General features: G+C 46.8%; 9 protein-coding genes and 1 pseudogene. 5 read left to right on the top strand and 5 right to left on the bottom strand.

Going from position 1 to position 13,222, the window contains the following annotated elements:
* The first annotated feature begins 21 nt into the window (after nt 1-21).
* The 3 genes from AOA63_RS06155 to AOA63_RS06145 all read left to right on the top strand — a co-directional run bounded on the left by AOA63_RS06155 (nt 22) and on the right by AOA63_RS06145 (nt 4,254).
* Nucleotides 22-2,079, top strand: coding sequence for a S9 family peptidase (locus tag AOA63_RS06155; RefSeq protein WP_053958877.1), 2,058 nt, complete (start codon nt 22-24; stop codon nt 2,077-2,079).
* A 205-nt stretch (nt 2,080-2,284) separates the two neighbouring features.
* Nucleotides 2,285-3,241: an aromatic ring-hydroxylating oxygenase subunit alpha gene (locus AOA63_RS06150; protein WP_053958876.1), complete on the top strand. Its 957-nt coding sequence runs from the start codon at nt 2,285-2,287 to the stop codon at nt 3,239-3,241.
* 431 nt (nt 3,242-3,672) lie between these two features.
* A complete protein-coding gene (locus AOA63_RS06145; protein ID WP_082343785.1) occupies nt 3,673-4,254 on the top strand; it encodes a metallopeptidase TldD-related protein in 582 nt (193 codons plus the stop codon).
* On the opposite strand, the gene AOA63_RS06140 is transcribed toward AOA63_RS06145, so the two are convergent.
* From AOA63_RS06140 to AOA63_RS06130, 3 genes and pseudogenes are all read right to left on the bottom strand, one after another.
* Nucleotides 4,245-5,411 (bottom strand): RNA-guided endonuclease InsQ/TnpB family protein, encoded by a 1,167-nt coding sequence (locus AOA63_RS06140; protein ID WP_053958874.1) that lies wholly within the window; start codon nt 5,409-5,411, stop codon nt 4,245-4,247. The genes AOA63_RS06145 and AOA63_RS06140 overlap by 10 nt on opposite strands.
* Nucleotides 5,377-6,031 (bottom strand): annotated as a pseudogene (locus tag AOA63_RS06135) (IS607 family transposase). Before AOA63_RS06135 ends, AOA63_RS06140 begins: the two are co-directional and overlap by 35 nt.
* Before the next feature lie 375 nt (nt 6,032-6,406).
* Nucleotides 6,407-8,131: a peptide ABC transporter substrate-binding protein gene (locus AOA63_RS06130; RefSeq protein ID WP_053958873.1), complete on the bottom strand. Its 1,725-nt coding sequence runs from the start codon at nt 8,129-8,131 to the stop codon at nt 6,407-6,409.
* Nucleotides 8,132-8,501: 370 nt separating this feature from the next.
* Here AOA63_RS06130 and AOA63_RS06125 point away from each other — a divergent pair, with 370 nt between their 5' ends.
* Both AOA63_RS06125 and AOA63_RS06120 read left to right on the top strand, forming a co-directional pair.
* Nucleotides 8,502-9,686 carry a 5'-methylthioadenosine/S-adenosylhomocysteine nucleosidase gene (locus AOA63_RS06125; RefSeq protein ID WP_053958872.1) on the top strand — a complete coding sequence of 395 codons (1,185 nt, stop codon included), beginning with the start codon at nt 8,502-8,504 and terminating at the stop codon, nt 9,684-9,686.
* A gap of 282 nt (nt 9,687-9,968) precedes the next feature.
* Complete coding sequence (locus tag AOA63_RS06120) at nt 9,969-10,220, top strand: hypothetical protein (protein ID WP_053958871.1); 252 nt, start codon at nt 9,969-9,971, stop codon at nt 10,218-10,220.
* Between the two features lie 45 nt (nt 10,221-10,265).
* On the opposite strand, the gene AOA63_RS06115 is transcribed toward AOA63_RS06120, so the two are convergent.
* Nucleotides 10,266-11,453, bottom strand: coding sequence for an MFS transporter (locus tag AOA63_RS06115; protein ID WP_053958870.1), 1,188 nt, complete (start codon nt 11,451-11,453; stop codon nt 10,266-10,268).
* A 206-nt stretch (nt 11,454-11,659) separates the two neighbouring features.
* Complete coding sequence (locus tag AOA63_RS06110; RefSeq protein WP_139061507.1) at nt 11,660-13,102, bottom strand: FAD-linked oxidase C-terminal domain-containing protein; 1,443 nt, start codon at nt 13,100-13,102, stop codon at nt 11,660-11,662.
* Nucleotides 13,103-13,222 lie beyond the last annotated feature (120 nt).

The following is a 13,222-nucleotide window of genomic DNA, read 5'->3' as shown; positions in this document are numbered from 1 at the left end:
AACGGGAGGATAATCAAAAATATGGTTAACCCACCAAAAGCCCCAAAGAAACCCTATTGGCATCAGTTGCACGGTGACATCCGTCCTGATGACTATTATTGGCTTCGCGAACGAAATAATCCAGAAGTTATAAGGTATTTAGAAGAGGAAAATCAATATTTTGAATCGGCCATGAAGCCTCTGGAGTCCTTGATAGAAAAGCTTACTCAGGAGATTCGCTCGCACATTGCCGAAGACGATTCTGAAATACCGGTGCAAGATGGCCCGTATTTTTATTACAAGCGTGTGGTTGCCAATTTAGAGTATCCCATCTATGCTCGGAAGAGGGCCAACACACGCCAAGAATTAGCACAGGCTTCTGAAGAAATTATCCTTGATGTGAATAGTCTAGCAAAACCTGGCGAATTTCTCAGCGTTACGGTACAAAAAGTCAGTCCCAATCATCAGCTTTTGGCGTTCTTAGAAAATCACGATGGGACAGATCGGTACACACTACGTATCTTGGATCTGCGTAATCACCAATTTCTTCCGGATAGCGTTCCCAATATATTTTTGAACCACAGTGTAGAATGGGATGCATCTGGCCAATTCTTGTATTATTTGAAGGTTGATGACAGTCAACGCCCTTTTCAGCTGTGGCGTCATCGTCTCGGCGATGTCATAACGAAGGATGTTCTGTTGTACGAAGAAACTGACCCTACTTATACCCTATCTTTAACGAAGTCCTTAGACGGACAATACCTGTTCCTGACGTCCCAAAATAAGAGAACGAATGAAATTCGTGTACTACCGACTCATGAACCAGAGGGACCGTGGACAGTATTTTGGCCACGAGAAACCGGTGTTTTGTATTTTATCGAACATTGGCATCATCAATTTATTGTTTTGACCAATAAAGAAGCGCGCAATTTCACGCTATTATCCTGTCCGGATAGTCAACTGTCATCGCCAAATTGCACCGCCCTTGTCCCTTACAACGACGATCAATACTTGCAACACGTGTATCCTTTTGCACAATGCTTAATCGTATCAGGACGCGAAGATGGACTAACGCAGTTATGGATTTATCACGAAGGTCAATTAACTCGCTTACAGTGGCCGGAATCCTTGTACTACGTGAGTATGGGGCCTAATCGTGATGCTGATGCTACAGACATTCTGCTTTATTATGAATCCTTTCTGACTCCAACGATTACCTATAGCTTAGACCCGAAAAGCAGGCAATTATCCATTTTAAAACAACAAGAGGTACCCGGAGGATACGATCCACAAAATTATGAACAGAAACGGTTATGGGTCACGGCGTCCGATGGCGTCGAAATACCTGTCTCTATGGTGTATCGCCAGGGACTTTTCCAAGGCGATCCACATCCGTGTATTCTCTATGGATATGGATCTTACGGCATGAGCACAGAACCTCACTTTGATCCTAGCAAGCTTCCCCTGCTTGATCGCGGGGTGATTTTGGCGACGGCGCATGTTCGAGGCGGATCAGAACGAGGGCGCTGGTGGTATGAACAAGGAAAACTGATGAATAAGCGTAATACCTTTACGGATTTTATTACAGTGGCTCGCTATCTGATTGATCATGGATTTACCGTTCCCCAAAAACTTGCAGCGCGAGGACGGAGTGCAGGAGGCTTATTAATGGGAGCGGTATTAAATATGGCGCCTGAATTATTCCAAGTTGTTGTACCAGGCGTTCCCTTCGTTGATGTGGTCACCACCATGCTTGACGCAACGATTCCTCTAACCACATTGGAATGGGACGAATGGGGCGATCCGCATTTTCCGGAGGACTATGCCTATATGAAATCATACAGTCCTTATGACAATATTGAAGCCAAGGATTATCCTCACATTTTTATCTATACGGGATTAAATGATCCCCGTGTCGGATATTTCGAGCCGGCAAAGTTCGTGGCACGATTGCGAGAAATGAAAACAGATACCCATCAATTATTATTGAAGACCCACATGGGTGCTGGGCATAGTGGAGCCTCTGGACGTTATGCCCGAATCCGGGAAACAGCCGAGGAATATGCATTTATTCTCGATAAATTAGGCATTCACCATTAGCTGGTGCTAAGGCGTCTATAAATTTCACCCATCCTCTTTTGATCATGGTTGGCAATAAACGATTAAAATCATGCTTATTGCCAACCATTCGCTGTCTTTTGTCAGTTTGCACAAAGACGGCAACAGCCAATAGACAGATTCCAAGAGCCTATGCCAGGATAAAGGCGCTTTCTGGACAAGTGGTGGTATTTTCTTGGAGGGCAGCATGGCAGAAATGGACATGGAAATAGCACAGTGGTATGCCGTGGCAGACATGAGGAGTCTAGCAGATAACACTCCGATTGCTATCAAAATTCTTGACCAAGCTATTTTCTTATGGAAGTCGCATCACCAACTTTATGCGGGATATGATTCCTGTCCGCACCGAGGAACGCCCTTATCGCTTGGATCTATTCATCAGGATCACATTATTTGTCCCTATCACGGATGGCGATTCGATACCTCGGGACAATGTACAAATATCCCAGCCCAACATCGGTCGCCTCCTCCCCGGGCGCGATTAACGATGCTACAAACACAGATCTTCCATGACTTAGCTTTTGTCACTTTATCACCTAAGATCCTGAAAGGACCCGATTGTCCCCTGTTTCCAGGACGTACGGTGCTTTGTGGGCCTTATGATTTTTCCGCGAGTGCCCCCCGCGTCGTAGAAAATTTTCTCGATGTCGCTCACTTTTCGTTCGTGCATCAAGGTCTATTGGGTTCCATCGACCGCCCTGAAATTGTTGATTATTTGGTTAAAGAATATGCTTGGGGTATTGAGGCCTCTGAAGTGCGGGTCTTCCAGCCCAATCCGGAGGGGTCGAGTCAACCTGCTGAGGTATCCTATACCTACCGGGTTCTCGGGCCTTATACGGCCCAACTAATCAAGAAGACGCCTTCAGGATATTTTGGCTTAGATTTATTTGCCACCCCACGCGACACAACGCATACCCAGGCGTGGATGGTGATTCACCTAGCATACCATGATAATGCGTTATCGGATGAAACGCTGCAACAGTTTCAAGATGTCTTGGCAGAACAAGATCGCAGGATTGTTGAGTCACAAATTCCCAAATTACTGCCCTTAGATGACCGGGAACTGCATATTCGAGCTGATCGCTTATCCGTCTCGTATCGAAGGTGGTTAAAGACCCATCAGGTGCGCTTTGGCACATGTTAGAGAACTTTACCGGTTACAGCAATTCCTTAATGTAATGTAAAGAGATGATGGCGGAATTCTATAAGGAGTTGTAGTCTAGCTTTCTCCCCTGCGCCTATAACTGTATAATATGCGCCATAGAACGCCCACGAACCCGTCATGAGGTGGCCCATCTGTTTGGGGTCAACATCAAGACCATTCGACGTTGAGATCGGGAGGGACCTCTCAAGCCCGCCGGCCGTATGAACGGGCCCTCGCTATTATACTGAAGATCAAATCCGGGCCTTCTGACGTCAGCAGCCCAAGCCTGCGACCGGATGTGAAGAAACAATGGACAGAAAAGCAGATTGCCATCCCCGATGGACAATGTCCTATCGTGTTTCTGCCTACCGTAGGCATGAGCTTGCTCTTGCCCGTCCTATCCCGGCTAAGCGATCCGCATTTAATCAACCATTGTAGCCCATGGGAAGACAGGATTTGATGAACAGGTTTTATCGCCCTATTTCTCCTTAATTAGCGATCCCACATTAGCCGGAACCAGTTTGTACGATGATGAAGGTCATCTCGCTTGTGTGCAGCCGCTTATCCAAGACGGAATTTTACGATCGTTCGTGTTAAATCAAGCTTCCGCCAGTGAACTAAACGTATCATCGACCGCCTTGGATTACCGTCCGGCTATCAAACAACTTCCTCAAGCCCTTCCGGCGAGTTTGGTGGTTCAAACAGGACCATACCATTTGAGTGATCTCATGAATGTGGTTCGCCGTTGTTTAATTTTGGGCAACTGGATCGGCGGGCGGTCCACTAATCCCTTACGAGGAGACATTGCGGGCAACGGTAGTGACCTCTATTACGTTGATCCTGAAGAAATCTTGGGACGAGTCAAAAATTCGGTTGTCAGCATTGATATCTTTTCCGCTTTACGTGATCAATTGCTTGCTGTGGGACGTCGCACTGGATTCCAGCTGGAATGTTGCAACCGGCTCCGGGGTACCTTCCTCCGTTCTTTCAAACCTACTCAAGTCTACGCATAGGTAGCTTTGACGTTAAATTCCTGCTTCGTTGAGGCTGCCTCTGCAATAGCAGGTCTTACGTCCTCTCCACAGGCTGTCACCGTGGAACTCACGGCCCATTTCATCAGATTCCTTGCAGCATTCACGTCTCGATCATGATGGGTTCCACACTCCGGGCATGTCCACTCGCGTATCGACAGTGGCATATTTTTTTGTTTCGTCCCACACTCTGAACATATTTTACTGGAGGCAAACCAGCGATCCACAATGATGAGTTGTCCACCACGCATTGATGTCTTATACGCTAACTGCCTACGCAACTCATGAAAGCCCCTGTCTCCCACAGCTCTTGCCAAACGATGATTCGCCATCATTCCTTTGACGTTCAAATCTTCGACGACAATCACGCCGTATTGATTCGCTAAGCGGGTCGTGAGCTTATGCAGTGCGTCGTGGCGGATATTGGCGATCTTTGCGTGGAGCTTCGCGAATTTGAGTTGGGCTTTTGCTCTGTTTTTCGAGCCTTTGTGCTTGCGAGATAGCGAACGGGACAATCGACGTAAACGATTCAAAAGGGCCTGGTGAGGCTTTGCGCCTGTCACAAAGGTTCCGTCAGACAACGTAGCCAATCGGTTGACCCCCAAATCCACGCCGACTATCGCTTGGTTTTCGCACATCGCCGGCGTCTCTTCCGTGTCTACCGTGATACTGACATACCATTTGTCTGCTTTTCGGGAAATGGTGGCAGACATGATCTTGCCAGAGAACCGCAAGGTTTCTCGCATTCGTACCCATCCGAGATGGGGAATACGTATACGCTTGTCACTGACGGCAACCTGATCATTCGTGAGCGTGAACCTGTCATGAACGCCTTTCTGTTTGAAGGTTGGAGACTTCGCATCCCCTCGAAAAAACCGTTGGAACGCATTACCGAGGTGAATCAAAGCCATTTGTGGCGCGTTTTTCGTGACTTCGAGCATCCACGGGAACTGTTCACGCTTGATGGCATTCAGTTGCCGACGAAGGGAAGCTTGCGTGGGTTTTTCACCGGCCTCATATTGGCGCTTCCACTGTGCAAGCCCCCAGTTGTAGGCAAACCGAGCTACACCACAGGCTTTGGCAAAATAGGTAGCGTGTTTGTTATTAGGATCCAGTGCAATTTGATGGCTTCTCCGCATCGTCAACCACCTTTTTCATATCTGCGATCAATTTCTGATTCTTACGTGAACGAGAACCATAAAGGCGTGCAGAAAATACCGTGATGATTTCCAGCACATCCTTGGCAAGGTCTTCTTCAAACGGAGTGTCTTCGCTTTGATTGAGAATGACCACTTCCACCTCTTTCGCCTCGCAAAGGGCAAAAACCAGTTCTGCTCCCAAACGCAAGAGACGATCGGTATATGTAATGACCAACCTGCCTACTTCGTCCGGTAAAATGGTATTCAATAGCCGTTGTAAGCCTTTCTTGTGGTCGTTCATGCCTGATCCAAGATCAGCAACGACCTCATATGTCCATCCTTGAGCAGCACAATACATTTCCAAAACTTGTTTTTGCCGTTCTAAATCCTCCTTTTGATCATGACTTGAAACTCTTGCGTACGCGACGGTTTTTCTGTCACTGCGTTGGAGTCGGAATAATTCCGGACGCAGTTTGCAGTTTGACGACATCATATCGTCGGTGACCGCCGGGGGTCATTGCATCCGGTTGCAAACGGCCTTCTTTTTCCCAGCGCCGGGGTGTGGTGATGGAGACGCCAAGCACTTTTGACGCTTCACCTATCGTTACTAATCGGTCCATATGGATAGTATGGCATAGTTTTGGATAGATTCAATTAAAACTGTTCAAACCCCTTCTCTTAGATGCTATTGCTATGGCCAGGAAACAGAGTTCTTAGTACTGGTCATAATACCTCCATCGACAAATTTCATTACCGTGACGTCAACGTGACGTCGTGCTGACCTTTAAAAAGCTGAGAATACCCCGAGAAAATCTTAGTTAATCATCGTTAATCATCGGAGGATAGATTTTAGTTAATTCAGGCTATGAGACAACCTCCCTATTCGCGTTATGATTTCTCCGGCAGCAGACGAAGAATGTCATGATGGACATGATGAAAGCAAACCCGCGGACAAGGTATCAATCCGCGGGTTCAGTATGTCTACCGGAGTCAGTCTATTTTGTTGTCGTCCAATAGTTTGGATAGTACAAGTCTGTAATGGGGTTGAAGGTTGACTCGACATGGTGGACCGTATTGGCCGTTTCATTAAATTGTGCAATCCACGGAAACCATAAATACGGTATATCTTTGACAGCCCATGCTTCATAAGCAAATAATGCTCTTTTGGTCTGTGCAGGACTACCTGGAGCATAAGAGGCTTGGATGAGACGATTCATCGTCGCCGAATTGTAATGACCCGCATTGGCCGCAGAGCCCGTTGCAAACAATTCCCCTCCGGTGGGGTAATAATCGGGTTGATAGGTCCACCCACCACCCCAAAACGCGGCATCCCATTTGGCAGGGTTCGAATGCATGGTTTGAATCACGTTGTCGAACGGTGCTGGCACAAGAGTAACCTGGATGCCTTCTTTAGCCCAATCAGTTTTTACTAATTGCACCACGTCGGTAATAGTGTTGCTACCGGATGTATAGATGAGAGGAAATGCGAGTTTAATACCATTTTTGGTCATCACTCCGTTAACCATGTGCCATCCGTGTTCTTCAAGCAACTTTTTCCCAGCCTGCGGATTAAAGGGATAAGGAGCTTGGCTTAACGCCGAATCATAAAATTGAGTGGGTGGTTTGGAAGGCACCGGGCCATCCTCTGTGACCCCTTGACCATGATAGAAACTGTTAATAATACCTTCTTGATCGATGCCCATTTCTAACGCGGCCCGCACATATCGTTGACTGAAGACCGGCCCCAATCCTCCCAAGGCATCGGGACTTTGATTAACCCGTGCCATATTAAAGCCAAAAGCATAGCCACTCCAATATCGGTCGACATGGCTTAAGGAGGATTTGGAATCCCATAAAGATGGTGGTAGATATCCAACATCAACTGTGCCGGTTTTCAAGCCGGCAAATTCATTCGCCGACGACGTTTCGTATTGAAATTCAATCTTTTTAATCGTCGCTTTTTTACCGCCGTAATGCGGATTGGGGGTAAACGCCCAATAATTGTTGGGCTGCATTTGAGAAAACTGAAACGGCCCGTCGACGATTTTGAAGGGAGCAGCCGTAGGGACATTGGCAATGCTTTTGATATAGGTCAGTTCTTGGTTCATGTTACCAGGATACTTGTCCCACGCACTTTTGGGGACAGGAATAATTTGGGCGAGGCCATTATGGATAAACCACGATTGGTTGGCCGGATGAGCTAAGGTGACCACCACCTTATTGGAACCGACAGCTTGCACGCTTGTCCAATCTGAGGGAATTCCTCCGCCCCCCGCACCCCCATAAGACCATGGTGCATTATTTTCACTGGCCGCTTTGATAATATCCCAAGTAAATACCACATCTTGAGCGGTAACAGGCCGACCGTTTGACCAACGGTATTTAGAACCTAATGTGATGATATAGCGCGTGCCTGAACTATTATATTGGATATTGGTTGCCAGCGATTTGGCATAGTCAATCCCATCTGTTTTACTGATATATACTAACGGTTTATACATCATAAAATTCATCTGGCTATTCGTATCTGTAAAGCCAGTTGAGGCGAGGACTGGAAAAAACCAATTCGGCGCCGTTTGCACCGGCAAAGCCACCACGACCGTCGAAGGCGCTGGCGATGTCGGTGTGGAAGATTGCGCGGTCGTCGAGCTCTGCCCACAGCCAGCCGAGAGCAATCCCAGAATTGTGGTACCGAGAATAAAAGGTGAGACCTTCTTCATGGACAACCTCCCGCAGCATTTGCAATGAATATAGAAACAAGGGTACATAAATGATCGGTAGATATCCCGATTCAGTATTTTTCTGTCGACAAAATCATCAGGATAATGATAGGTAATGCCTTGAAAATTTGTGATGTGATTGTGAGGAATACACCGTATTATAGTCAATAATTGTCGAAAAGCAAAGATTATTGTTAGATCGACAAAACATAATGATTATGGATTGATCACATTGTAAGAAAACTGGAGAGATTATTGGGCAAGACTACAAATTTTCATTGAGCCTCTTAAAAGTCCTAGAGGAACACGGTACCATGAAAATATCTTCCAGGTTCGTAATTCCCCACTACTAGAATGAAGGAGACGTGGCATGAAATCATTGTCCTGGATGGCATTGCTTTTGGTGACGGTATCCTTTGGGATCACCACTATTGCAGCCTCTTCCCCATCCTCTGCTGCGACACCAACGCCGCAAAAGGAATCGAATTTTTGGCAAGTTCCGCGAATAGGTATCATTAGTCCGATGGCCATGGAACAAGCCCCGATATTGGCGGCGATGAAAGTCCAAGACACGATTCGCAAAGACGGATATATATTTTATGTAGGCACAATTGCCGGTCAACCAGTGGTAGACGTACGGAGCGGTGAAAAAGAATATGCCGCGGAACTTGCCATGACCTTAATGGCTCTTACCTTCCATTTAAAAGGTGCATTGCTGGCCGGTACCGCTGGTGCCCGCAATCCCTCCATACACGTGGGCGATGTTGTGGTGAGTGGATTTGTCGTCGATAAATCGTCATTACATTATCATAATCACGGTGATGCTACGCCTTATACCGGGCTGGAAATGCTCACTACGCCCCATTCACTTGATTCCCATGCGATCGTTGGCGGGTATGGTATTGTTGGACCGAATCCCCAAAATGCGGCAAATTTTGGTTATGGGTCCTCGCATCTCTCAACTGAGTATGTCTATTTCGAAGCGTTATCAGGTTCTCAAGCTCTGGCCACGCTGGCATTGTCTTCTCAAGCAGTACTGGGAACCACCCCCGTTAGCGACATTACCGGCAACCCTAAACAGTCGGGATCGCAACCTGCCAAAGTCATAGAAGGCGTTATTGGGAGTGCCAATCAATGGACAGAGCCCCTATCCTGGATGGCTGCCCAAAATGCTTTGTACCCATCAGACGCGGGCGAAAATGAAGGAATGGGCTTTGCTTATGTGACAACACAAATGGGTATTCCCTGGCTCATTGTGCGGGGCATTTCGGACTCCCCCTGGTATCCCTCAACATATCATGGCGTCTTAGCGGCCGATCGCGCTGCCAAAATTGTTGAAAGTGTGATCGCCCACTGGCCAAAATCCTCAGTGCTCCGAAACACCGCCACGTTTTCGAACTTGTCACCCGAAAGCAATGCGAAAAAATGGGGTTACATCGTAGGCAATAAAGCGTTCTACCAAGTGGGGCCGGTCACACAAATTGTGTATACCAACTCTCATGGCCAAACCGTAACTATCAACTCGCCTAACGAGTCAGAATATATCATGCCTTAGCTCGAGTTTTTTCGCATTTCACCTCAAGGCTCTCCATCGAGGATTATATTCAGCGCTCCTTTTTCTCTCAGAGTTTAGAGGAGCGCTAATTATTGCCCGATCCGCTATGGCTGAAAACATGCGGTTACAAAGCATGGGGACAGTGTGAAAAATTATTCTGGAATTTTGTCGACATTTTGATGGGCAAAGGATTCAAAATATGTTTAAATTTGACTAATGTGTATTTTTACACAGTAAAACGACAACCCAGGGATTTATGAAACGAATGAGGAGAGGATTCGCGTGATCATTTTAGAATTGATCGGGGTGGCCTTATTTAGCTTGGCGGTATGGGACGTGACATTGCAAACGGGTGATTATGATCGCAAATTAGTCCATGAGTATCACCAGGCACAAAAGTTGGCTCAATTGACTGGGGAAAAGCCTCCAACCTGGGATGCTTTTCGGGAAGCGCCCATCGACTTCAATGTTCGCCTCATTACAGCGCCTCTTGTGGCAGCCTCCGGATGCGATACCTGCTCAGATGAGGTCTAGTCGGTTGCAAGGGCATCACAATTTGAATGGAGCTGGAAAATTGTTTTATACGGACATCTTGGCTTGATTGCCCGCTATATGACGAGAATAGTACAAAAATCCGACAACGGCAGCACTAATCATCACCATTCCTGTTAAAATCAAAACCGTTTGTGGATGAAAGACTTTGTATAATGCGGCCATAATACCAAGACCCATCACTCCGAGGCCAGACATGACAAATTGTTGGACCGCAAACACATGTCCTTGATCTGACGCGGGAATATGCTCGCCAATATGGGTATCTAAGGCCACATGCACTGCTGGAGACGCGATGGCTCCGATCATCGCGGCGCCCAGTGCCCAATAATAAGACGGGCTTAAGGCTAACAAGGCAAAGCCGGTTCCTGTCATCATCCACGATACGAAATAGAACTTTTTGAGAGATGCCCGGATTCGGGGAAGAAGCCACACCGCACCAATAATCGTGCTCAATCCCCATGTAGACCGTATAACTCCATAACCTAATGACCCATGGTGCCATTGTTTGAGCACCAACAAAGGGATGCCTAAAGTAAAAGCCGGCCACAACAGGTTGTTTAGCCCACGAATCGCTAATGCCAAACCAAGAAACGAATCATGCGTTATCTGACGTACGGCCAAGAAAAACGGCTGAAAAGACTGTGTTTGATGTACTGGACGCGGTAATCCAATCCATGCGGTAGACAGCGGCCGGATTAGCAAAAATGCGATGGCCAGGACTACGCAAACAGTCAAAATAAGTTGTGAAAATGATAGATTTGCCAAACCCCACCCCGCCGCTAACGGGCCCAACAGAATACCAAAACGCGAGGCCAATTCATAACCGCGGGACGCATGGCGCAAGTGGTCCACAGGAGTATGACGCATAAGATGTGCTTGGAGCAATGGAACAACGCGGCCAGATAACCACCCATTGATTAAGGCAATAACTAATAATCCGACCAAAGATGATGGTGCTAATATAACGCCCACACCCATGATGACAGTCTGAAAGAGCATGATGCTCGCTATCGATTGTCCTCCCCCTCTTTGGGGTCCAAGCAACCCAACAAAAACATCAGAAATCGTACCTAACATTAGGGCAAAAGCCATCCATACTGCTGAATGGGTTTTTTCCAACACGCGCCATAACAACAGAACGGACCAGCTATTTTGCACGAAGTAATTGAGAAATACAACCCATAGAAATTGACGATAGTGCGCATAAGGCATTCGTTGTCCTGCTTTCGAACCGGTATCATAACACTTCGATTTCGAAGTGTTATGATACTTTCGTATTCTTCCCACCCTGTCATGAGATTATCTGTTTTGCCTTCTTGCGCTTCATTATCGAACGTAGCAATCATTGGAGGACAATTTGGCTGCATCATGGAATATCATCCTATTCTGCGCAATCCCAGAGTCTCTCATCATCCGCATTAGAGAGATGATGGAATACTCATAACAACATGACGTGTAGGCCGGTCCCCACAACTTTGTGGCGTGGGCAGAATTTTTCCTGGATTACACAATCCTAAAGGATCAAAAACGTATCTTAGGCGTGATTGAGCCTCCAAATCGAATTGATTATACATATAGGCCATGTGTTGGATCTTTTCAATACCGACTCCATGTTCCCCGGTAATACTTCCCCCTACATCAACACACAACTCGAGAATTTGTTGTCCGAGCATGACCGCCCGCTGTAATTCCTCCGGATTTCGAGCATCATAACAAATGAGAGGATGTAAATTGCCATCACCAGCGTGAAAAACATTGGCCACACGCAATCCGAATTTCTGGCTAAGTTCCGCAATTTTTTCAAGAACATGAGTCAATTGACTTCGGGGAATCACTCCATCTTGCACTAAATAATCGTTAGAAATACGACCAATAGCCGGGAATGCCATTTTTCGGCTTTTCCACCATAAATCTCTTTCGGCATCGTTGGCCGCAAGATTTACGGTGCGAACATGATGGGCGGTGCAGACATGAACGACTTCTGCTGCAACATCATCGACACCCGCTTCAAGTCCATCGACTTCAATAAGCAATACGGCCTCGATATCATCGGGATATCCGACATGATAGTGACTTTTATCGACCGCATAGAGTGTGAGTTTGTCCATCATTTCGCAAGCTGCTGGAATGATACCATGGCGTATCAGGGCTGATACCGTATCTGATGCATCCTCAATACGGTCAAACAAGGCCAAAAGTGTCTTGACGGATTCTGGCTTTTTAAGAATTTTGACAGTGATTTCCGTCACTATGCCTAAAGTGCCTTCGGAACCCACAACGACGCCTAGCAAATCATAGCCCACGGCATCTCCAAAATTTTCACCGAGTTCCACAATCTGACCGGTAGGCAACACACATTTGATGGCTACCACATGGTTGGTCGTGACGCCATATTTCAAACAATGTGATCCCCCCGAATTTTCGGCGACGTTTCCGCCAATCGTACATACTGATTGACTTGACGGATCGGGAGCATAATAAAAACCATGGCTCGCAATCCTTTGAGTCAAATGTAAGTTAACAAAACCCGGTTGAACAACAGCCCGGTGATTCTCATAATCAATACTCAGTATTTTATCCATCTTAACCAGACTAATAATGACTTCATGATGGGTGGGCATCGCTCCTCCACTAAGCCCCGTCCCCGCCCCTCGAGGAAGAAACGCAATACCGTGTTGGTAAAAATACTGTACAAGCAAAGACACCTGTTCAGTCGTTTCAGGAAAGACGACGGCGCTCGGTTCGGCTTTTTCTGCCGTATAACCATCACAATCGTAGGCTTTAATCCGGGCCGGATCATATAGCAGATTATGCTCCCCTACAATACATTGAATAGCCTGAATACTTTGCGTATCGAGCATTCTCTTCCCTTCTTTCATCTAGTTGCGCACGGCGGTCGAAACCGGATTTATTCCCCAATTGCGAGATTCTTTATCCTCGGGAGTGACACAGGTCCCATTTTGGAACTCATGATCATGTGT

Source organism: Sulfobacillus thermosulfidooxidans (genome assembly GCF_001280565.1).
GTDB lineage: Bacteria > Bacillota > Sulfobacillia > Sulfobacillales > Sulfobacillaceae > Sulfobacillus > Sulfobacillus thermosulfidooxidans_A.
Note: the sequence above shows the minus strand (reverse complement) of the source record. Positions and strands in the feature narration are given on the sequence as shown.